We start from the raw sequence: 22,769 nt of genomic DNA, 5'->3' as shown, positions 1-22,769 counted from the left end.
AGGCTTAAAATCACACTGCCGTCATCTTCTTACTTTTAGTTTTTCCTTCCTTACCTTCTAAAATAAACTTGAAGTTGAAATCGAAACGTACTTTTTCTAAAAAGTTAGCTTCTCTGTTTACTTTCATAGCTTTTACCTTTTGAGCTTTCTCTTTTAAATAAGCTAATTCTGTCGAAGTAAAATCTCTGTTTTGTTCATTCAAATAAGCTTCTAAAGCCTTCTCCTTCTTTTCTTCCAAGATGGTTGGCTTGGATTTTAATACCCTATTTTCTTCAAAAGTATGAAGTTGGTAAATACTTATTTTATCCAGTAATTGCTGTTCATATAACGTTTGAAGTGTCTGAGGAATCTTATTACATAGCTGATCGTGATACTGTTTAGATACTAGCCTTCCGCTTTTTTCTGTTAGTAACCGATTTTCATATTCTTCTTCTGCATTCAAATAACTAAACATTTTATTGATGGATAGTACTTTCAAGGCTATCAAATAAGCCTGCTCTTTGTATTTACTTAATCGTTGAACTGCTTTTTCTGCATTACCTAAACTTGCTTCCAATACAACATTGTAATGGTTTTGAATGGCATAGTCCTCAATATGGAGCAAAAGTTCTTTGGTAAAATCTGCTGTTAGAGGCAGCAACATATCAGGATATTCTTGCTTAATCTCAGTAACATTAGGATGATAGTTACGTAAAATATCAGCTGACAATAGCATGGTATTTCCAGCAAGCTCTTCTGTAGCCATAAAAATTAACTCTTCCTTCTTACTCCCTGATTGCCCACCCACAATAATCAAACTTGGTTTCTCAGAAGGAGTTGTATGAAGGATACTATCATGAATAGTATTTAACTTAATCTTTTCAATTTGTTCAGCACTCACAAAGAATCGCTCTTTGAGACCTGACAATAAATCCATCTGCATAAAAGTAATATGTATTGAATTGTGGTTATATTGGTAAAATTACACAATTTGTTTAATTTATTCAATACACTACCACCAAACTAACAAAAAGATTATATTATAATTTAAATTTAATCTTAAAACGCTAAGCTAATCTTTTAATCCTTTCTGATTGAATACAAAAGCTTCCATTAATTCATCATTCCTTACTCCTATCGTTTGAATAAAATGTTGCCTTGTCCAAAGGCTTGGGGTTTTTGATTTAAGCTGCGGATAATTCTTTTTTAATTCTCCCGCCAAGTATGCCTTTAAATTGGTAATGATTACATGAGGAGACTCCATCGCTATCTCTGTACTTATTTCAAGGATAACCGTATGTTTATCTCTAATGTCTAATGACAACAAAGCTATGGAGTTTTCATAACAATAACGATATGTAAGATTCAAAAAATCTGCATGAAGCTCTTCAGTCAAAAGTGTTTTTTTATACTTAGTGCAAAAGATAATACAATACTGTAAAATATTTTCTTTCATTTTTATTAGTTTAATATATACTTATCTATTTTTTTATTATATTTGATATATGATATATAAATAGTCAATCCAAAATTATACAATTATGAATCATTCTTCAATTTTATTATTTAACTGGAACGTATATGGAATAGGGGTAGGAACTTTAACCCTCTGTACTTGGACTGTTTTCTTCTTCTATGATTACTTTATCAGTGGTCAGCATAGCAAAGAATCTATGTTTGACAATCCTTCTTCTTTAGGTAAATCATTAGATACTCGTACCCAAATTCAAGCCGAAAAGGTGGAGTTCGATGCAATGATTAATCAGTGATTGTTTTCTTTCTGAATTTATGAGCAAATTTTTCAAACCTAAATCTATTCTATCATGCAATCAAACAAGCAAAAAGTTAAGCATTTACTGCTGACTACTCTCTTCTCTCTGTATGGATGCTATATCCAAGCCCAATCTAATTGGGGGACTAAAGTGGCTTCCGCCTCTGAATCTGGGGCTACAGAAATCAGAAGTATTATTGATGGTGTAACCACACTACTCATGGCAATCTCGGGTGTGGTTTTCCTCATAGGTATTACCTCTGCTGGATTTAAGTATAAACAAGGCGATCAGCAAGCCTTTAAAAACCTTCAGGGTGTTTTGATGGGTTCATTGGTCATCCTCATAGGTGTTGGGCTTTCTAAAATCTTATTTTTCTAGCAAATGATTACCCAATATTACACCCACAAAGGCGTGAATCAACCGCCTTATTTTAAAGGCTTTCCAATGTCTTTAATCATTGTTTGGGCTGTTATCTTACTAGTAACCATGTTAGTATGTTTAATCATTGCTATTAAAATTGGGCATTTATTGATTGGTTCTTTATTTTCAATCATTACGGTTGCTTGTGTTGGCTTTTTCTCTTTCGTCTTCCTTAGAAAAATTGGTCCTTTCGGTTATGAAAAGATGTTGGTAAAGTATTTTTTTCGGGTTCATAAAATAGCAGGTGGAAGACCTACTATGACCAAGATAAGATTGTTTTAAACACAGTCCTTGTATTTACTCTTGTGCTTATTCTTGTACTTACTTGAAAAAGGTATTGGTTTCTAAGTTTGTTTCACCGCTAAACCTAATTATCTATTCTATGATTATTAATAACAAAGAAAGCTTTCCCATCATTGGTGCGACTGATTTTGGGGCTTTACTCAGTCGAAATGGTGATATAACCTTATGTTATGAAGGTGTTTTTGCTAACCTAAATACTTTATCGGCTGATAGCTATCAGCAAGTTAACCTCAATTTTAAAAATGCGTTTTCGAGCCTTCCTGCTCATACGCTTTTACATGCGCAGACCTTTTTTTGTTTTAACGATTATACTGAGGGTGATATTAACTTACAGGCTTCTTCAGAAACTTATCTTGGAGGAGCTAACGAACGTTTACTTTTTGAAAAAAGGTTTAAACAAACCAAAAGTTATCTATTCTTTACTTTGGTTAATACTCCTCCTACTAAGAAAACACTCTCTACCAATGGTATTTTTAGTTCGCTTATCAAAGTAGATAAGAAGAACATACAAAAAGAGTCTATTGAGAAATTTACCAGCAGTATTGAGATTTTTCTTAGAACATTAGCACAAGGCATGGATTTTTCTTTTCATTTGGTGGATGAGAAAGATTTATTAGGCACTAAAAGCCATCTTAATCTCTGTGAAAAATACATGATGCTCACCCAAGATACTCAAGATGCGATCAAGGATGTTATTTACCTGCCTGATAAAAACTGCTTGAAAGTGGGTGATAAATACTGTGGAATCTATCAAATTGATTCCATCTTATCCATCAACGATACCATTTCAAGTTTTACGGGGGATAAAAACCTTTCCACTGAAATTAGTTTTTTCCCTGCTGCCTTGTGTAAATCTTTTACGCATAAAATAGACGGAGAGTGTATTTACAATGTGGTGATTTATAAAGAAAGTCTTGAAAATGTTAAGTCATCTCTGCAAAGCCTTATCAAGCAAAAAAGTGGGATTCTTTCTTTTTCAGAGGAAAATGAACACTCTTTACAGGATACCAAACTCTTTCTTCAAAATTTGATTGATGGATCTGGACGCTTATCTCCTATTCGCTTTTATGCCAATCTAGTTTTCTGGCATGCTGATAGTTATGAAGATTTAAAAGTACTCAAGTCTCAAATCAATGATGGATTCAAAAAAGTTGATTTAATTCCTTTTGAATGTAATGAAGAATTACCCATTGTCTTTATGAATACCATGCCGGGCAATGCTGGTAACATCGGTGCTGACCAAATGATTTTGACCTATGATGCGGTGGGTTCATCTTTTTTAAACTTTGAAGAAACATTTGCCTTCGATGGTAAGTCAGCCTTGGGATTACCACTTGTCAATCGCAATGGGGCAAGAGTAATTGTTGATGTATTTGCGGAAAGTGGCAATTCGAGACAGCGAAAAGCCATTACAGGGTATAATTTCTTTTGCTTAGGACCAACGGGTTCAGGAAAATCCGTAAGCATGAATTATTTAGTCCGCTGGGCTGTAGAAAGTGGAGCATTTGTAATGCTTGTTGATGTAGGACATAGTTATGAAAACCTTTGTAAAAACTATCTCAAAGGTTCTTATTTTTCTTTTGGTGACGAAGTCCCCATTCAAATTAACCCTTTTGTGATTGATACTGAAATGCCTTCCGAACGGCGTTTGGATATGATGCTAAAATTGCTTCTCAAAGCTTGGAAAGGAGATGACTTGCCTAGTAAACTAGATGAAAACATTGTGTTACAATCCATTAGCTATTATTACAATTATGTAGCAACAAAGAAAAGAGAGGAAAACGAAATGATTCCGCTTTGTTTCAATAGCTATTATGAATACATGGCGAGTGTTTTTAGACATAAGGATTTACCGCATTTGAACACTTCTAAGCTTTTTGACATCAATCATTTTTTAGATGTATTAAAGATTTTTCATGTGGGTGGTATTTATGCAGAAGTATTAAATGCTTCTTATCAAATTGACCTTAAAAATGAGCGTTTTATTGTCTTTGAATTAGATAATATCAAAGGGAATAAAGTACTTTTCCCGCTCGTCGTCATTTACATGATAGGTACTTATGAGGAGATTCTCAAGGAAAAGCTTAACCAAAGAAAATATCTCATTATTGAGGAAGCCTGGAAGGCTATCATGTCGGATATGTTTGCAGAGTACATCAAAGAGGTTTATAAAACTGCCAGGAAGTTTAAAGGAACCATTGGTTTGGTAACGCAGGAATTAGATGACATTATCTCCTCTCCTATTATCAAAGAAACAGTCGTTACTCAGTCAGACATTAAGTTCATTCTTTCTATGGCTAAGTATATGAAGAAGATTGATAAAATCGCTCAGGTACTTTCTTTGGAAGATAAACACGTTGCCATGTTGTTAAGTCTTAATCGTGATTTAAAAGCAGATGATAGGTTCAGAGAATTATTGATTCTTTGGACAAATGAGGTGTATGGTGTCTATGGCATTTTATTATCTCATAAAGAATACTGGGCATATACTACTGAAGCACCTGAGAAGAATTTAGTCAAATTTCTTTATTTGAGAGAGTTCAACCGAAATTTTGAATTAACGATTAATTACCTCGCTGAATTAATGATGATGTTCAATGGCTCACCTCAAGCAGTTATCAGATTCTGTGATGAAAAATTCAATTATAATTCTAAAATCAGCCATAATCCTCGCATGATTTCCTATGAATATGAGTAAAGAAAAAAGCTTTGAAATCAAGTATCTCAGAGATATTGATCGCATTAACCATACGGGAAAGTACCTAGTTTTTGGCGTGTTGGGTTTTGCTCTCATCTTGATTATTACTTCAATGGTTTTGTATAAAGATGCTGTTACTTCTCAAAAGCCTAAACCTTACATCATGGATAAAAATGGAGAGATTCGTAAAGTATATGATGTTTATAATGATGGCTTTGAATTAGTAGCAAAAAAGGCGATGGTAGCTAAAGCCCATGAGCTTTTCTTTCGACTCGAACCAGATGAACAGCAAATCCATAGTAATATTCAAAAGAGTTTTTACTATGCTGACTTTATTCCATTGTACGAATTTTACAACAGCCAAAACTATTATAATAACATCGTTCAACGCAATGCCATTCAGTACATTAAGGTCGATAGTATTGTCTTTAGAGGCTCTATGGGGCGGTTTTACGGAAAAGTATTACTCAGAGGACAAGGGGGCGTTACCAAAGAGAGTTTTCTAGTGACTGAATTTTCGATGGAAGAAAGAGATAGAACGGATAATAATCTTTATGGCTTTTTTCTCAATAAAATGAAGGTCATTGGCAATAAGGAAATCAATAGTCGGGGGACAAAAGATATAGTCATTAATCCAAGCAATCCTTAGATTTCTAAGACTTTTTCCATCCCTAATTTTGTTATAGTTGGCTCTTACCCTTTAAACAATATGGAAAAGTATTTTAACTTAAGCTTTCTTAAATATCCTATTTCGCTGATCATCAATATGATTCTCGTAGGATTTTACTTGTACATCATTCCTCAAAAAGATGGAGCTGCCCAAACGCATGAAAATGAATTTTCAGCCATCAATTTTGACATTCCTGCGGCTGATAAAAAGATTGAAGAAAAAACGCCTTTTAATCAAAAAAAGGAAATAGAGAATGAGCGTTTTTGGGCTAGCGAACCAGTACAAAATTCACCCAATTCATGGGAGAACAATCCTGAGTATTTAGGAAAAACTCACGTTGATTCTTCTAAAATACTGGAGAAAAAGAAGAAGGTTTATTCAAATGAAAATAGGTCTTCTTATCAGGATAAAAACCTTCAAAGCATTCAACGATTGGAGGAAAGAATCAAAGTATTAGAAACGGTCAATAAACCTAAAAACAATGTGACTACTCCTCTTAGAGCTAATAAAGACTCCGAAAAATCTAAAAACGATGGATTTAGCTTTAGTGATGATGATTTAAAAGCTAAAAATGATCAATCCACAGCATGGGATAATCCATTTTTATCACCTGTCAATAATCGCTTTTATGCTAATCATCAAATGAAAGAAGATATGCCAACCATTGGCATTGATCCCAGTAGCAACTTAGGAAAGAGTAAACAACATATTTTAATCAAAGGAAAATTATTAGAATCTAAAACAGTGCGTAATAATACAACAGTCAAAATTATGTTGACCGAAAGTAAATCCTTGGATAATCTACGCTATCAAGCGGGCGATATTATTGGTGCTAAAAGCCATATTCAGGGAGATAGACTATTACTTTCTGTAGAGGGTTATATCAAAAATGATGTTTATCAAGCCCTCAACGCTCAGGTGATGGATCTGGATGGCTTGTTAGGCTTGAAAGTAAGCATTGATGCTGAAAACGAAATGCAAAAGAATGCTTGGGGACAAAATGTAGGAAGTACGCTAGGTGCTATGAATCCGCTATTGGTTTATAATCCCCAAGGAAGTCTTGCCCAAACCGTCGGCAATCAGGTGGTGGGTTCTTTAGTCAATCAGTCCCTCAATGGTGCTAATCAATATGTTAATGCAAAAATTAGAGATGTAAAAGTCAGCATTAAAACTGGACAACAACTCTTCCTCTTAATCAAAAACTAATCTATGAAAAATCTGAAATATCTACTCTCTTGCTGTTTGACGCTGTTTTCACTCTTGATGGAAGCACAGACATTGAACCTGATTAAAACTGATTCTACGGGTCTTATTTCTTCCGCCAATCAGAAGAAGGTCTTAACCTTCAAAGAGCATAACATCAAAGGGAGTTATCCTGTGAGTGTCGCTTTTTATAAGACTACTCATATTGTATTTGATGCCCCTATTAAATATTTTGATGCTGGTTCTAACCGAATTATTTGCGATAGAGTGGAAGGTGTCGATAATGTATTAAAGCTTAAAGCAGCTCAAATAGGCATTTTTGAAACCAATGTTACCGTCATTACGCATGATGGAAAGTATTATAGTTTTCTGGTTTCCTATAACGAATCTCCCAACAAACTCAATATTACCATGGCAGCAGGTTTAAATGATGCTTTTGAGAAACAGGTTAGCGATAGACCAGAGAAAATAGTCTTTAGCGATACTTATTATACGGAAACGGAGATGATTCATTTCTCTAAAAAGATGATTGAGCTATCAAAAACTAGGCATACTATTCAACACATTGCTGATAAAGTCGGAAAAGTACAGTTCAAACTCATACAGTTGGTTACTAAGGAAGGGAAGATTATTGTATGTATTAGCATGAAAAATAGCTCGCCCTTAGATTATGGCTTGGAGTACATGAAATTCTATGTACGTGATAAAACAAAGCGCAAAAAGGAAGTTTCACAAGAAATTGAACTTAATCCCAATTTCGTTTACCTCGAACAAGAGGGTGCTCCAGATGGACGAAAACTAGGAGACGCTGGTGCTTATTTCAACTTTGTGTTTATGATGCCTAAGTTTTCAATTGGTAAAGACAAAAACTTTGAAATTGACATCGTAGAGAAAGACGGTAGCCGTAATATGAACCTTAAAATTGATTATGAAACCTTTTACTATCAGATGAAAAAATTATGAAAACATACTTTTTGATAGCCATTTTGATAACAGGATATTTAACTGACACTCAGGCACAAATCAGGAATAAAAGCACAAAATACCTTGAAGTTTCAAGCGGAATACCCTTACTTTTTGAGGATAACAATTTCCCACAAAACTGGCAACAAGGTGATAGATTTTATGCCGCATCCTTATGTTTTGGTACTGCTACATCCAATTATCATCGAATTGGTTTTGCTTATAGACAAGAGAAAATGCAAGATAATACTGCCGCTTTACTTAAAAACTATCAACTAAAATATAGCTATGAAGCAACTTTACTGAAAGGAAAATATCATCTTTCATTTCTCGGATTTTTATATGGATTAGGTGCTGGATTTCAATCACTTAGTAATGGAACAGCTAATGGAGCTAGCCAAGGTAAGGCTTATCCATTCTTGACGATTGGCTTTAATGTAGAGAAATTTTTCTCTCGTAAAATAGCAGTTTTCGCCAAAGTTGATGCCGATGGAACAACCGCTGCGATTACTCGGCAAATCAAAGCAAATGCACAAGTAGGTCTAAAATTTAAACTCTTTGATGCCCTATAGTCCTTATAAACCTGATTGTAATTAATCCAATAGGTAAACTTGTTATATCAATGAGGGGGAATTCCACTATGCTAGTATTTTATATAGACCTTATGACCACCGTATGCTTTTTAGCATTCATTGCCTTTTTGGAAAGAAAGGGAATCATCAGGCATGGGGAGACTGCATCTTCGCCATTTGTACAAAAAATTAATCAATTGATTCACAAGAATACTGGACTATATGTACTTCCATATTTCTATGCCATTACACTTTTGAATGATATTGAAACATTGTATGGTATAAAGCCCTTTTTTGGGCAAATACTTTACTTTTTAATCGCTTTTTTTCTTCAGGGATTGATATGGCTAAGCAGACATAAAATGACCTTTGTTGGTTTTTATAAGCAACTAAGATTTGTACTGCTAAAGCTTCATCTTAAATATTTCAAAATTCCCTCAAAGAATGCCTCAGATGAGCAAAAAGAAGAATTTTTACAAGAGAAAGTATCTACTCATTTTACGTTTCTTGAAATTTATTTCCTGTTGAATTCATGTACTTTACCTGTACTTTTTATCATCAGTAATTCCTATTTTTTGGCAAAACTGTTTTCCTATTTTCTAAATCATAAATAAAAAAGATGAAAAAATCACACTACCTCCTACTGGGTATTTTATTAAGCTTTACCAGCCATGCCGCAGTGATTGACCCTTCAAACCTTGCTCAAAATATTGCACAAGTTATCCAATCAAAACTGATGAGTAAAATTGAGGGAGACCATAAAGAAATTGCGAATTCTCAATTAAAAACAGAAAATCAAACAACGGCAGATGTCATTGGCATGAATTCAACTGAGAAAACGAGGCTAAACCTTGAGATGGCAGAGTTTAACTACAACAACAATCCTTCTGACTTAATTAAAAACTATTATGAAAAGGACATGAATATCAGAGGAAGAAATCAAGCGGTTTTAACGCATTTACAACAAGTAAAAAGTTATTTTCAGCAGGCTATCATACCCTTTATTAATCCCCTTCAAAAGCAATTATACATCACAAAGTTTAATGGTCTCTATCAAGGAATTATCAGCATAGATACTCGTTATCAGCCTTTTACCAATACACAGGGTAATACTGCACCAATCTCTTTTGATACCAATCCAGCATCTTATACCAATCAAGGAGAAACAGGTACGGGACTTGGCGCACAGGTCAATACCAAGGGCATTGAAAACAGTTTTAATGCGGCTACCCAGTCAGTCACCAATCAACTAACAACACTCAGCACTTTAAAGAGTGAGTTTGAGAATTCTGATGGCTCAGAACAAATCAAACTCGCTGTGCTAGAACAGCACCTTATTCAGTTTGGCAATACTCAAGCTTTGAATAATTTCTACCAAACACTTCAGTCTGGTGGCAATCTTGGGAACGTCTTTAATAACCTTGAATCAAGTCTTTCAAATTCTATTGATGAACTTGCCTCTAATTTTCAAGATCAAATGGTTTCTACGCTATCAGATGCTTTAGGCCTAAACCTTGGAGGAATATTTGGTGGCTCTGCCAATGAAAAAGGGAAAGGTCAAGCTGTTGAAATCAATGCCAAATTAGGGCGATTATCCGACATTGATAGAATCCAATTAATCAATAAACAAGTTGATTTGTACACAAAAATTGATTCAGAAATCAATAAACTTCATGCCGAACTCATCATGCTTAAACAGCAACATGAAAACGCTCTGTTTAGTAAAGATAATAAGTTTAATGTTTCTGATTTCTATAAAAACTCTGGTGCTATGGATGCTGGAAAAATGATGAATTTCGATAAATAAACCTTTAAAATATATTTCTCTTAACTCTTATGCTTATGAAAACCATTAACTTAAAGCGAATCTCGCTCCTACTCATATTAATCTTTACTGTAGCTTGTTCTTCAACATCTGAAGTAAACGATGCTAAGATAGAAACTGCTTCAGATGTCATTAAAGCCTATTCGGCTAAGAATTTTCAGCTCATTGGCATTGAAGCCCATTTCCGTTACGGAAATAAAATTTATCGCTGGTACAAAGGGAAAACAGCTAATTGGCTGGGCAATCGATATGAAAAATATATTACCTTGGACTTAAAGAACATTTTCGATTCAACGGCTACTTTTCAAATCATTGACCATGGAACTAAAGTATCTGAAATCCAATGGACTGATCAAATAAAAATCAAGGATGACAACAGTGCTTTTGAAATCCTTAAAAAAACAGGTACAAGAGGTTTAAATCAAAAAGATACGGCTGTATCAATCCTAAAAGCTCTTTATTTGAATAGAAAGATTCATCAAATAGACCATCAAAAATCTACGAATTACTTCTTTCCATTACTTTTCCCGCATAAACATACTATCAGTTTTCATGGGGATACACTGAATGTGTATTATGATAATAAAAAATCTGATTTAGGCGCTGAATTCTTAACCTGTAGCTTCTTACTTAGCCAATAAACCGATGGATATTTCAGCCCTTGTTTCAGAAATCAATGTGATTACTTCCGATATAAAATCGGCATTTTCTCCTTTTATTGCCGTGGGTAGAACCATCGCAGGAGTCGGTTCACTCTTTTGGATTTGCATTAAAATGTGGAGAATCATGGCCAGTGGAGAAGTCGATGGATTAGCAACGCACTTAGAAGCATTTGTTCGTCCATTTATGCTGGCAATGTTACTCATTTTCTATAATACGACCCTTAGTCTTTGTGATTTTCTTATCTCTCCCGTCGGCGCTTCTACTCAAGGCTGGGCAATTTCCTACATGGAGCAAAATCAAGCATTAGAAGAGCAGTATAAAATTGACTTAGAGAAGACAATTAAAGATAATCAAACAGAAGAGGCGGATAATATCAACAATACACCTAGCAATGGCACAAACAGTCCTGTAGAACAAGATGAGGGCTTTCTGGATGATATAAAAAATGCTGTTAGTGACGGTCTAGGTAGTGTTAAGCAAACGGTTTCTAATATTTATTACAATGTCAAGCTATTTACTGCTGTTTCATGGTGGATAGGAATGATTGTAGGCATTATCAATGCCTTAATTAATGTGGCTTTGCAAATTAGTTATCTAGCAGTACTGACCATGCAAAATATCAATCTTGCCATTTTAATTGCCTTTGGTCCTATCGCTATTGGTCTTTCTGTCTTTCATGCTTTTTCTGATAATTGGAAGAATTTTTATGCCAACTATGTCGGGAAATTACTTTGGTTTCCTGTGGCCAATATGTGTTTAGCCATCGCCTACCGCCTTAAAAACATTTCTGACCAAAATGCTTATGATGTACTGCTTAAGTTTGCAGAAAACACGCATATTCTTGGAGGAACCATCATTGGTGGGTCTTTAGCGACGGCTAATAGTACACTAGAGGCTTATAACACCATTCAATACATTGATTGGACTCCTGTATTTCTGTCCATTGGTGTTACTATCATTGGCTGTTTTGCTGTGCTCAAAACACCCTCTTTGGTGACTTTAATTGTCAGTGGCGCTTCGGGGGGAATGACCAACTCTCCTATCTCAGGCTCAACATTTGTGGCAGCCACCAGTTTTCTTGCCCTTAAAACGGCACAGACCATTAGTAAACCTATCGCTGAAGCGGCTCGGACTATTAAAGCAGCAGAAATGGCAAGGACTAGTGGCAATAGTACTGATGGTGGCGGGGGTAATAGTAATGCTAGTAAAATTTACGGACTTCCTCAATCGGGAGCCAATACACAAAGTAATTCCTCAAAGCCTGCCAATCAGGTATAATTTAATCTTTTAAACATTCATCTCATGGCACAATTTAATGAAAAAGAACATCTGCAAAACATTGCAGCCCTTTCAGAAGAATTAGCGAAAATCTTAAAGAATGTACTCATCGTCGTGCACAATGATTACAAGGAAATTGGGGATTTAAGTAAAATGGCGAAAAACCTGATTGATGGGAAAAGAACGCCTCTCCTTGAAATGAATCCTGAAGGTGAAAGTCGCCAAGGAAAGTATGTATTAACCTATCCTGAGCAGAAACCAACTTTGCATTTTATTGAAAAACAACAAACCTTACAAATTCCTTCTGCCTTAAAGCAGTTTTTAAGTCAGGAAGATATTGATAAATTACAGCAATTTGGCAATGCTAATAGAGTCATTTATGTGGATGAAAAAGGTATAGCAACACCCAAATATGTTTCGTTAGATAAAGAGACAAATACCTTGGCAACCATGAGTGCTTCTAAATTATCAGTTGCAGATACTATTCTTGGTGTAACATTAACCCAGCAACAAAAGGAAAATCTCAAACAAGGAAATCCCATTCTTTTAAAAGGACTTACCGCCAAAGATGGTGGTGAAAATTGGGACGCTGTTGTTAGTGTAGATGCACTTAATAGAGGTTTGAGCTTTAAAAAAGTTGATTTATCCATTCCTAAAGAAATACTGGGTGTAAAATTGGACAAAGAGCAACAAGAACAAATTAAACATGGAGAGACTGTGTTACTGTACGATTTACGCTCGGCCAAAACAGGTAACCTATTTAGTGCTGCTGTTTCTTTAAAAGATGGCCATTTGGAGCTCAAGCCCATCCAAGATATTCCTAAAAAATTGTTGGGTTTAGAACTCTCTGAGGAGCAAAGAAATCAATTACGTGTAGGGGAGTCCGTTTCCCTCACAGGACTTACCAGCAATAAGACAGGTAAGCTATTTGATGCTAACATTACTTTAGATGCTGAAAAAGGAATCGTTTTCCATTTTAAGAAAGGGGAAGCTCAAGCTGTCATACCAACAGCTGAGACAAAAACCAATGAAAAAGCCTTAAAAATTCCACTTTTGGAGGATGCTGCCTATACAGGTCTCTTAAAAAAAACACCTTCCATTCCCCTTGATAAAAAAGAGGTTGTGAAAGAAGTACTTGAAGTACCTAAAAATGAAATCAGTACTCCTAAGTCTTTGAAGAAGTAACACACAATATACTTATTCCTCAGTACTCTCTACATGAGTACTGAGTTACCCTTAAAACCTATCATACATGAATCCTAAGAACAATCGCAACAGCGTCATTGATGCGCTTCGTGGCTATTTTATTTTGTGGATTGGCTTGTATAACACCTTTGCCGTTTTTAATGTAATACAGCCTAATCTTATTCTTTCTTCCATTCTTTTATTCATTAACGATAAGGGATGGTTCTGTTTAAGTGCCATCTTTGGCTATGGTTTTGGTCTATTGATTAAGCTTTCTAAAGACAAGCCATCTGCTTTTGCTAAAAGAATGTTTTTGCTTTTTTTGTTGGGAATTTTTAATAATCTTTTCTTCTACGGAGATATTTTAAAAGAATATGCCATCATTGGTTTAATACTATTTTATGCTCATCCTATTTTAGCAAAATATCCTGTTTCTTCCCTCCTATTCATTTGCTTCCTGACCTTCTTGGCGCTCTATTATATTCCATTTGATATGAATGAAGCGGGAAACCCAAAAGACTATTTCCATGATTCAAACATCTTTATCGCTAATCTTAAATACTGTATTAACCTAAACCTTCATTCTTTATATTTCGCTGTCTGTTATCACTTAGAAATGCTATTAATGGCTTCAATAGGCTTTTTTATCTCCTTCTTTCATTTAGAAGGATTCATTCTTAGAAAAAGGTTTACGCTCTTGTGGTTTTCTTTATCAATGATGTTTATAGCGTTAGCCACTATCTTTTTTATCCTTGAAAATGGAAGTGCTCTGGTTAAAATATTCTTCTTTACTTATATCCTTTCTTTATCTACATCTTTTGTCATTGGCTTCTATCTACTCATTAAAAAGTACTATTCTTTGGTTCTTTTCTTCATCCCCTTTGGTAGAAGAAGTCTTACCATTTATTTACTTCAAAATATGATCATTACAAGCATTTGGCTTTGGTCTGACAGCAATATAGAAGGGTATTTTAATGAGTTCTTCTTCTCCTATTGTATCATTCAATTAGTGATACTCTTCTTTAGCAAATTCTTGGTGGTTAATAACATGGGTGTCCTTGAAATGCTTTGGAGAAAGTGGAGTCAATCTTAAAAATCATCGCCATCATAACTTTCATAATCATTCATCGGTTTTTGAACAGAAGCACTGCTATACACTTGAAAAAACTCTCGGTAATGTGCTTGTAAGGTTTTGGCTTCTTCAGAGGTATATTCTTCATACAATTTCTTGGGAGCTGCCACAATCTTTCCATCCACTAAACTATCCTGACTTTCAGTTTCTGACAAGGCTATTTTACTAGCAATATTGTTCTGAAAGATGGTATTCATGATTTCTAATTTATCCATAAATACTTCTCCTTGAGGACTTAAGCCTTCCTTGGTGAGGTATTTATTCACTTTCATGATATAATTCAGCATTCCTTCTGCCAGTACTTCTAAATTAATATCTTGACTTTCTTCCTTTTGAAACTGAAAGCGTATCAGCTCTAAATATTGTAAGAGGACTAAATCCTTTTTGATTGCTTCATAGTTTTCTCTCACCATAATTTTTACTCGCATTTCTCTATCGCTTTCTGTTTCGCCTTTCATTAAACGAAAAGCAGGATTCAAATCTGGGATTTCTTTGATGGGCATTGTTGTCGTGGGTGATGCTTCGTGTGCTAAGGCATCTATTTTCCCGTGAAAGCGTTTGTATTTAAGTGGTGCGACAAAATCATCTGAAATGGTTCCAACCATCTCTCCTTGCGATAAATTGGCAATCGTAGAAATGGTTACCGCCTCATTAAGCTGGGTCGATACACTATAAGAAATTCCCTGAGCCGAAATACTTTCTGAAACCTGTTCTTGATTGATTTTCCCGATACATTCAGAAATAGTCTTGGCTAATTCTCCTCGAATTTGTCCTGTCAAAATAGAACCCACCATATTAATAATCATATTGGCTTTTTCTTGCCCGTATCTTAATACAAACTGTGAAGTATCTTGTATCCCTAAAATACAGGCTACTTTATTAGAACGTGCGGTGGCTATTAGATTACTCACCGAATTAAAAGGTAAGGTGGGTAATTCATCTAAAATAACCGCTAAAGGTAATTGATTCTTTTTGTTGATGGTTTTAGTGAGCTTTCCATTGAGTAATGAAAGTAATATTCCATAGGTATCTTCTCTATCTGGGTCGTTTCCAATCACTAAAATGGAGGGATTTTTAGGATTAGAAATATTAATATCAAAATCTGCTCCTGTAAAGGCCCAGTAGATGCCGGGATCACTTAATTGTCCCATCGGTATCACTAAGGAATCTACTTGCCCTTGTAGCTGCTCAAAAACGCCTTTTTCAAAAGCATTGTTAAAAGTCGAAGCGAGGTTTCTGACATAAGGATCGGACATTAAAAGTGGAAAGAGTATTTCATAGGGCTTTTGTAGCAGTTCTACTACATGGGGAAGGCTACAAAATTCCTTTCCATATTGATTAGACTTTCTTTTTAAAAAGTATATACAAGCCGTTAATAAGTTTTCTGCTGATTGGTCGAAGAATTTACTACTCCCATCTCCCCCACCTTCTGTTCCTCTTAAGCCTTGCATGATAAATTTGGCACTTTCTGCAGCATCAACCACCTCTAGGATTAAGTTTGACCCTATGGGATTGATTCTGTTGGATTTAAGAGGGTTTTTAAGGTCTATTTGATAATACTTGGGAAAAAACTTTCCTGTCTTTTTCTCCCAATGGGCTATGCTCCCGTATTCTTGTTTGAGTAGTTCTTTGTAATGCCAAAGTCCATTGAACACCTCTAGTGCTAAGGTTGGTATTTTAAAATCATAAACGTACAAACAATAGCCCTTGTGAATTAATTGATGGATGGCTAAATTGATTGTTCCAAAAGATTTTCCTGAACCAGGAGAACCTGCTACTAAGATGGCTCGAAAGGGATTAACAAAATTAAGCCAGCCCTTATGCCATTTTTGCTTGTAGTAAAAATGATATGGGATATTAATACTATGCGCTGTCTCTACTTTTTCTAGCATCTGAGGAAATGTCTCCTTTTCAACATTAAATTCCTCTGATTGATTGAGCTGAACCAGTTGTAATAGTAAAGCAATATTACTCATGTAGCAATAATATCCTATCCCCAACCCTATTATGTATACGTAAAATCCCCACTGGTTATAAGGCAATACATAAAACAAGAAAGCACTCATTAGAATAAGTAAACAACCAAAGCTAGTATTCCTGACTATTTGTGATTTTTTAAGCTCTTTATCTTTTCCAATTGGCGTTGTAATGGCATATACTAATAGCATAAAAACAGCTAAAGTGTTCATCAGTATCGACGAATTTACCATGGAAAGCCTTCCATTTAATGACAAATAAATAGGATCTAGCCATGAAATGTGTAAGCTTTTACGCATCAATGGATAGTAAAAGAAAAAGAGGTGTACAGGAATAAGTGTAATGCCAATCACTTTGATAAACTCTGCATTTTTGGTTTGTTCATTCATAGGAAGTATTCAAATTATTAAGGGAACTATAGAGCTAAATACTTATTTTTCAAAATACTAACGCCTTTTTCTTCTTTTATAGTACATTTTTTCTTCTTTATCACTTTTACTATATGCCTTTTTATAATTAAACTCCAGATTTTCTTCTAAGGGTTGAGGAATACTTTGTAATGGTTCATCTAGAATGCTCAGGTTAATATTACTCTTTTCTTGCTTTTGCTGCTCTTCTGATTTTCTTTTAATCTTTTCTTTTTTGAGGGTATAGGCTGGTTTTTGTTTAATTTTTCTTTTTTGAGATGAATACTCACTAGCTTTTTTATTGTCTCTTTCTTCTTTGCTCATTTGACGGTTCCTAAAGAACACAGCCTCTAAATCTCGCTTCTTGAAGGTCTTATTTCCGACATTCAATTTGTCTCTCTTTAGTGAAAATGGAATGTATTGAGCTTCACAGATTTTTTCTAAATGCTTTATATTTCTGATACTATTGAGAACTGGATTTTTGGCTAAATCTATAATATCTCCGTGATTTGCCCTTATTTCCAAAACCCCTTTACTATCTGCCATGTGCTCTTGCTTATCTGTTAAACCTAAATCATATTTTAAAGCAAGCGCTATAGCTCTCTCTGCTGTTTTTGCTTTTTCTTTCCAATCCGGATACAGCGTATTATCATTCTGGCACCTATTAAAGATAACATGAATATGATAATGCTCTGTATCAGCATGTGAGATGGCTACATATTGAGTTTTATCTAAACCAGCATCTTTTACATACTGTTCGCAAAGTTCTTTTATCTGGTCTTTCCCTAATTTTTTAACGTCTTTTTCCGTAAAAGATAAAATATGCTCTCCAACATACTTCGTGCTATAATCACCATAATTGCGATGTAGTTTAGCTTGATTGATTAAATCTGAGATAAGCCTGTTTCGACCTACTTTATCTTCTATTCCAAAAGGAATTCTCACATTTTCTGCATGACTCACGATTTCAGGGCGTTTATTAGCACTTCCTCTATCTTTTAGTCTTCCTTCAAACAAGTAATTAATTAGACCTTCAAATGATTTTCCCTTTTCACTCACTACTCCCACCATGATTGTACTTATCTAAGATTTTATCAATATTTCCTAGCTGTAGATTTACTTGTTTTATCATTTTCTCTATGCCATGAATATGACAAAGCTTCAAGAGTTGATTAAGATTATTGGCAATTCCTATCAATTGTTTTTTGGCTTTTTGTTCTTCTTCCGTAAACAAATTTTGAACCTTCCCTTTGAGCGTCATGGAACGAATATAAGCTGACCTTGACATTTTTAAGCCTTTTGATTTTTGTTTAATCTCTTCAAATTCTGTCTGGGTGAACCTCGCTGGAATAACACATTCCAAGGCATCTTCTAATCTAGGTCGTCCTGATTGTTTTGGCTTCTTTGCTTCCATAGGTTTGTGATATTTTAGGTTGATGTGTATTTTCTGTAAAATGATTCCTTCCTCAAAAAGTGCTTGCACGGTAGTTTATGTATACATAATCTCCATCTTGCTTCACTACAAAAGTAGCGAAAAAATATTTTAATATACACAAAACTAATTATTTTATCTAAATTCCTTAATTTTATATCATTTTTACACTATTATTGTATAAATATTACAATAACAGGCATTCTTACACTAATCTGACAATAGTCTTTCATTAATCTTACATTAATTTGACAATAGTGCTTTTTTAAGCTTTTTTAAACCATCCTACTTCAAATTTATAAGAGAAATAATCAAACAAAACCTAATTTTTATGCTCACGATTGATGAAATAAAACAACGAAAATTAGCAGGAAAACGTAAGTGGAGAAAATCATTACTCCCATTTATCAAACCGTTATTTGATGAAAATATGCCTATGGATGCCATCGCAAAATTCCTTTTGGAAACATATAATTTCGTAATCTCTGAAGAGGTTCTCTACCAAATTAAATTCAGGTATTACAATACTGAAAAGAGTACGAAGAAAATATTAGACCCAACATTGATTCTCAAAAATAATAGTAAGGGTATTCAATCAAATATTGAACAAAATCAAGAATCTATAACGGCAGAAAAGTTATTTGCTCAAATGAAGCTAGCCAACCAAAAAACAAATGAATTTGATTTTGGAAACGATTTTTAATAAAACAAAAACCTTTATTACATCTTTATCATGAAACAAATTAATCTAATCCTACAAGCCAAAGGAGGCGTTGGCAAATCACTTTTTACTTGGTTTGTGGCACAAGCTGAAAAAGATAAAAAAACTTCATTTATTGACTTGGATGAATCGACCAAAACAACTGCTAATCGGCTTGAGTCGGTTGTTGGAAAAAATAGAATCCGTCATGTTGATATTTTGAACGATTATAAAAGGTTAGAACGAGAGAAAATTATTGCACTTTTTGAGTCTTTGTCTAAAGTACAATCTCCGACTATTTTTATTGATTTTGGTGCGGCTGAATCTGAAGAATTTAAAAAATTATTAGAGTTTGATATTCCTGCCTATATTCTTAAAGAGGAACTTTCTCAAATGGAGATAGACCTTAGATTTTATATCATTATGGCTGGTAGAGATGCTTTTGTAGCTTGTTATTCATATTATGAAAAGTTAAAATTACTCATTGAAACACACTTCCAAATGATAGTGCTTATTAACGAAGGTACTTTTTCAGATGCTGAGACAATAACTTTAGTTAAGCAAAATTTTATAGGTACTGAGGTTATGTTCAAAGGTTTTGGCAATTTAGGAAATGCTGAATCGGGCAAAGATGTGATTAAAATTTTAACCGAAGGTAAAGGGGAAGATGCTCTCAATCTGATGGGTAAAATAACTTTTAGGAAAGTATTAGAACAGGTAAAACTAATTATTGCTGAACATCATGGTGAATTTGAAAGAAACTAGGCATCAACTTGCCCATAAATACGACATCGCTGCTGAGGATTTAGATCCTTCTATCATTCCTATTTTAATGGCAATTGATAATATGGCAAATCGTCTTGAAAAGTCTGTAGATAGCTTTCAGCATCAATCAAAACAGATTGAAACTTTGATGAAACAACAAGTATCTCCTATTTATTGTGATCATCCTAAAACGGCTTTAATCCTTGGCATTGGTAAATATGGTAGCATAGTCTTAGGCATTTCTATTTTTTTATCTGTGTTTTGGATGGGTTTGGTAATACTAAAATCTAATGAAAAACAATATGCACATTACAAGCATATTGCTAAAGTCATTCAGTTTGATGAACAGTCAGGAAGTTATTTTATTCGGAAAGAGGATTATAAGAAAGTTGAGAAGGGGATTGTCATTAAATAACTGAAGGTAGAAAGAAAAAATTAAAACCGTTACGATTATTTGTCAAAAATACTTGACAAATAATTTTATTTATCTTAATTTTAAGACAAATAAAATCAGAAATATGCTCTCTCACGATAAAACAATCTTATTTCTAAGAAAAAATCCAGCTCTTTCAGTTTCAATTCTTGAAAAAGAAGCTGGACTGCCTGCAAGTACGCTTTCAAAAGCGCTCAACGGCGATAGAATTCTCAATACCAAACATCTCAATGCACTTTATCCTATTTTAATTAAGTATGGATATAATGAGGTTCAGCATAATAAAGCTAGAATTATTTCTATCGTTAACCACAAAGGAGGAGTAGGTAAAACAACTACAACCATTAATCTTGGTAGAGCTTTAAATAAACTAGGATTTAAAGTTTTATTAGTTGATATGGACTCTCAAGGAAATTTATCTCAGGCTTTGGGTATAGATAATCCTGAAAAACAGGTAGTTAATGCTTTACTAAAAAATGAAGACCTGCCTGTAGTTCAAATTGCAGAAAATTACGATTTGTCTCCAAGTGATTTAGAATTAGCTTTTGCTGATTTAGAACTTGTTCAAGCAGTAGGAGGGGTCAATCAACTTAAAAACAAATTGAATCCACTTAGAGATAAATACGATTATATTTTAATTGACTGCCCACCAGCCTTAAATATCTTTACAAACTCTGCTTTGGTTGCTTCAAATGGCTGTCTGGTTACTTTACAGCCAGAGGTTTCTGCGATGAAAGGAATTAACAATTTGTTTGAACGAATTTCTCAAGTACGAGAACGAATTAATCCTGAGCTTGTAGTGGAAGGAATTGTATTAACAATGGTAGATAAGCGTTTAAAAGTACACAAAGACATGATTGAGTATGTGTATAAAACGCTAAGTAACTTCAAAATATACAAAACAGAGATTAGAAATAATGTATCAGTAAAGGAATCGCAGATTTCACAAATCAACATCTTTGATTACGATCAAAACTCAAACGGGGCAGTAGATTATATGAATTTGGCAAAAGAATTTTGCTCAAACACATAAAACTTCTTAGAATAATATCATGGCAAAAAAATATATGGGCAATCTCGGAACGGCCACAATCATTAAAGATCAAAGTCTTTTAAATCATGAAGCAATCAAACAACAGATTTATATCGTTGACGAACTTCGTGACCTTATTCCACCGCTCCAAGAAGAAGAATATTCACAATTAGAAAAAAATATTTTAGCTGAAGGTTGTAGAGAAGCTTTGATGGTTTGGGAAACTACCAAAAACATTATTGATAATACTACTTCAGATAACTCAACTGTCTATGTTTTGGTAGATGGACACAACCGTTATGGAATTTGCCAAAAACATCAAATCAATTTTAAAATCCACCTTGTTTCTTTTGAATCATTAAAAGACGCAAAGGAATATATGATTGATAATCAATTAGGCAGGAGAAATCTAATTCCTGAACAGGCTTCTTATTTAAGAGGTATTCGATATAATACAGAGAAGCTCGAAAAGGGTAAATATTCTCGTGAAGAGCATAAAGGTCAAAATGTCCCTTATGCTCCAGAAGCCAAAAAAGAAGCTACTTCACTTAAACTTGCCAAACAATATAATGTTAGTGAAAAAACTATAAAAAGAGATGCTGAATTTGCAGAAGGTATCGACCTACTAGCACCTAGTCTTAAAAAAGATATTTTATCAGGAAAAGTAAAAGCAAAGAAATCTTCAATACAACAACTTGCTAAACTTGAAAATGTAAATCAAAAATCTATTGCATCATTAGAAGAAGTATCTAACCTTTTGGACGAACATAGTGCAGAAGATTCACCAAACAACTCAGATAATATTGATGAACTGACAATAATTAAGAAAAAAATTCAAGGAATAGTAGAGAAATTATCAATTAATCCCAATCCAACGCTTTGTGATGAATTAATACAAGCTTCAGAGGCGCTTAAAAAGTTACTATAACAAATTTAGGGATGACTTATTCTTATATCATTCCCATATTTTTAGTTGTCAATTTGTTTAAAAAAGGACTTATTATAACAAATTTAGGGAAGAAATTGCTATCAGAAATACATATTGAAGGTTATATTATAACAAATTTAGGGTTGGCGAGCTATTTATCTATAACAAAAATAGGGGAGAAATTAATGGTTTAGCCTTTATTAACAATTATACCAAATTTAGGGCTATTGATCTTTGATAGTTTAAAAAGATAATAAGTTAATATTACAAATATGTATATTTTATTAAATAATCATTAAAAAAGTATACAAAATTAGAAAATAATAGCAAACTGCTGTTTTGAGTATTTTACTTTTTATTTTATGTTTTTTATGTATTTTCAGGCTTTGTAACTACTTTAAAATCAATTGGTTATAGCTTTTATTATAACA

24 protein-coding genes are annotated in these 22,769 nt (G+C 34.0%); 19 read left to right on the top strand and 5 right to left on the bottom strand.

Features of this window, described 5'->3' with window-relative positions; all coding sequences use genetic code 11:
- Window positions 1-10: 10 nt before the first annotated feature.
- Entirely contained in the window at window positions 11-922 is a 912-nt protein-coding gene (locus ABID42_RS21115; protein ID WP_367285361.1) for a zeta toxin family protein, read from the bottom strand.
- A gap of 129 nt (window positions 923-1,051) precedes the next feature.
- A complete protein-coding gene (gene tnpA, locus ABID42_RS21110) occupies window positions 1,052-1,435 on the bottom strand; it encodes an IS200/IS605 family transposase (protein WP_367285360.1) in 384 nt (127 codons plus the stop codon).
- Window positions 1,436-1,520: 85 nt separating this feature from the next.
- On the opposite strand from tnpA, the gene ABID42_RS21105 reads away from it, so the two are divergent.
- The 14 genes from ABID42_RS21105 (at window position 1,521) to ABID42_RS21040 (ending at window position 14,624) form a co-directional block, all read left to right on the top strand.
- On the top strand, window positions 1,521-1,748 hold the full coding sequence (locus ABID42_RS21105) for a hypothetical protein (protein ID WP_367285359.1): 228 nt from the start codon (window positions 1,521-1,523) through the stop codon (window positions 1,746-1,748).
- A 54-nt stretch (window positions 1,749-1,802) separates the two neighbouring features.
- Window positions 1,803-2,129, top strand: a complete 327-nt coding sequence (locus ABID42_RS21100) for a DUF4134 family protein (protein WP_323689378.1) — start codon at window positions 1,803-1,805, stop codon at window positions 2,127-2,129.
- A 66-nt stretch (window positions 2,130-2,195) separates the two neighbouring features.
- Window positions 2,196-2,453, top strand: coding sequence for a hypothetical protein (locus ABID42_RS21095; protein ID WP_367285358.1), 258 nt, complete (start codon window positions 2,196-2,198; stop codon window positions 2,451-2,453).
- A gap of 100 nt (window positions 2,454-2,553) precedes the next feature.
- The gene (locus tag ABID42_RS21090) at window positions 2,554-5,172 is read left to right on the top strand and encodes a TraG family conjugative transposon ATPase (protein ID WP_367285357.1); all 2,619 of its coding nucleotides are present in this window, start codon (window positions 2,554-2,556) and stop codon (window positions 5,170-5,172) included.
- A complete protein-coding gene (locus tag ABID42_RS21085; RefSeq protein WP_367285356.1) occupies window positions 5,165-5,821 on the top strand; it encodes a hypothetical protein in 657 nt (218 codons plus the stop codon). The genes ABID42_RS21090 and ABID42_RS21085 overlap by 8 nt, the downstream gene beginning before the upstream one ends.
- A gap of 117 nt (window positions 5,822-5,938) precedes the next feature.
- The gene (gene traM, locus ABID42_RS21080) at window positions 5,939-7,048 is read left to right on the top strand and encodes a conjugative transposon protein TraM (RefSeq protein ID WP_367285355.1); all 1,110 of its coding nucleotides are present in this window, start codon (window positions 5,939-5,941) and stop codon (window positions 7,046-7,048) included.
- A 3-nt stretch (window positions 7,049-7,051) separates the two neighbouring features.
- Window positions 7,052-8,008 (top strand): conjugative transposon protein TraN, encoded by a 957-nt coding sequence (gene traN / locus ABID42_RS21075; RefSeq protein WP_367285354.1) that lies wholly within the window; start codon window positions 7,052-7,054, stop codon window positions 8,006-8,008.
- A complete protein-coding gene (locus ABID42_RS21070) occupies window positions 8,005-8,580 on the top strand; it encodes a hypothetical protein (RefSeq protein ID WP_367285353.1) in 576 nt (191 codons plus the stop codon). Before traN ends, ABID42_RS21070 begins: the two co-directional genes overlap by 4 nt.
- Window positions 8,581-8,672: 92 nt before the next feature.
- Entirely contained in the window at window positions 8,673-9,194 is a 522-nt protein-coding gene (locus ABID42_RS21065; protein ID WP_367285352.1) for a hypothetical protein, read from the top strand.
- A gap of 5 nt (window positions 9,195-9,199) precedes the next feature.
- On the top strand, window positions 9,200-10,387 hold the full coding sequence (locus ABID42_RS21060) for a hypothetical protein (RefSeq protein WP_367285351.1): 1,188 nt from the start codon (window positions 9,200-9,202) through the stop codon (window positions 10,385-10,387).
- Between the two features lie 35 nt (window positions 10,388-10,422).
- Window positions 10,423-11,046, top strand: a complete 624-nt coding sequence (locus ABID42_RS21055) for a hypothetical protein (RefSeq protein ID WP_367285350.1) — start codon at window positions 10,423-10,425, stop codon at window positions 11,044-11,046.
- Window positions 11,047-11,050: 4 nt separating this feature from the next.
- Window positions 11,051-12,346: a TraJ family protein gene (locus tag ABID42_RS21050; protein WP_367285349.1), complete on the top strand. Its 1,296-nt coding sequence runs from the start codon at window positions 11,051-11,053 to the stop codon at window positions 12,344-12,346.
- A gap of 24 nt (window positions 12,347-12,370) precedes the next feature.
- Window positions 12,371-13,531, top strand: coding sequence for a DUF3945 domain-containing protein (locus ABID42_RS21045; RefSeq protein WP_367285348.1), 1,161 nt, complete (start codon window positions 12,371-12,373; stop codon window positions 13,529-13,531).
- Between the two features lie 67 nt (window positions 13,532-13,598).
- Window positions 13,599-14,624, top strand: a complete 1,026-nt coding sequence (locus ABID42_RS21040; RefSeq protein ID WP_367285347.1) for a DUF418 domain-containing protein — start codon at window positions 13,599-13,601, stop codon at window positions 14,622-14,624.
- On the opposite strand, the gene ABID42_RS21035 is transcribed toward ABID42_RS21040, so the two are convergent.
- From ABID42_RS21035 to ABID42_RS21025, 3 genes are read right to left on the bottom strand one after another with little or no spacing between them, the layout of a single operon-like run.
- Window positions 14,621-17,029, bottom strand: a complete 2,409-nt coding sequence (locus tag ABID42_RS21035) for a type IV secretory system conjugative DNA transfer family protein (protein ID WP_367285346.1) — start codon at window positions 17,027-17,029, stop codon at window positions 14,621-14,623. The two genes, ABID42_RS21040 and ABID42_RS21035, sit on opposite strands and share 4 nt — an antisense overlap.
- Before the next feature lie 57 nt (window positions 17,030-17,086).
- Window positions 17,087-18,118 (bottom strand): relaxase/mobilization nuclease domain-containing protein, encoded by a 1,032-nt coding sequence (locus tag ABID42_RS21030; RefSeq protein WP_367285345.1) that lies wholly within the window; start codon window positions 18,116-18,118, stop codon window positions 17,087-17,089.
- The gene (locus ABID42_RS21025) at window positions 18,099-18,461 is read right to left on the bottom strand and encodes a plasmid mobilization protein (protein WP_367285344.1); all 363 of its coding nucleotides are present in this window, start codon (window positions 18,459-18,461) and stop codon (window positions 18,099-18,101) included. The genes ABID42_RS21030 and ABID42_RS21025 overlap by 20 nt, the downstream gene beginning before the upstream one ends.
- A gap of 349 nt (window positions 18,462-18,810) precedes the next feature.
- On the opposite strand from ABID42_RS21025, the gene ABID42_RS21020 reads away from it, so the two are divergent.
- The 5 genes from ABID42_RS21020 (at window position 18,811) to ABID42_RS21000 (ending at window position 22,338) form a co-directional block, all read left to right on the top strand.
- Window positions 18,811-19,182, top strand: coding sequence for a hypothetical protein (locus tag ABID42_RS21020; protein ID WP_367285343.1), 372 nt, complete (start codon window positions 18,811-18,813; stop codon window positions 19,180-19,182).
- Window positions 19,183-19,212: 30 nt separating this feature from the next.
- Window positions 19,213-19,944, top strand: a complete 732-nt coding sequence (locus ABID42_RS21015; RefSeq protein ID WP_367285342.1) for a P-loop NTPase family protein — start codon at window positions 19,213-19,215, stop codon at window positions 19,942-19,944.
- Window positions 19,922-20,359: a hypothetical protein gene (locus ABID42_RS21010; protein WP_367285341.1), complete on the top strand. Its 438-nt coding sequence runs from the start codon at window positions 19,922-19,924 to the stop codon at window positions 20,357-20,359. The genes ABID42_RS21015 and ABID42_RS21010 overlap by 23 nt, the downstream gene beginning before the upstream one ends.
- 103 nt (window positions 20,360-20,462) lie before the next feature.
- Complete coding sequence (locus ABID42_RS21005; RefSeq protein ID WP_367285340.1) at window positions 20,463-21,410, top strand: ParA family protein; 948 nt, start codon at window positions 20,463-20,465, stop codon at window positions 21,408-21,410.
- A gap of 19 nt (window positions 21,411-21,429) precedes the next feature.
- Window positions 21,430-22,338, top strand: a complete 909-nt coding sequence (locus tag ABID42_RS21000; RefSeq protein ID WP_367285339.1) for a ParB N-terminal domain-containing protein — start codon at window positions 21,430-21,432, stop codon at window positions 22,336-22,338.
- The last annotated feature ends 431 nt before the right edge of the window (window positions 22,339-22,769 follow it).

Source organism: Arcicella rosea (genome assembly GCF_040543805.1).
GTDB classification, from domain to species: Bacteria; Bacteroidota; Bacteroidia; order Cytophagales; family Spirosomataceae; genus Arcicella; species Arcicella rosea.
Note: the sequence above shows the minus strand (reverse complement) of the source record. Positions and strands in the feature narration are given on the sequence as shown.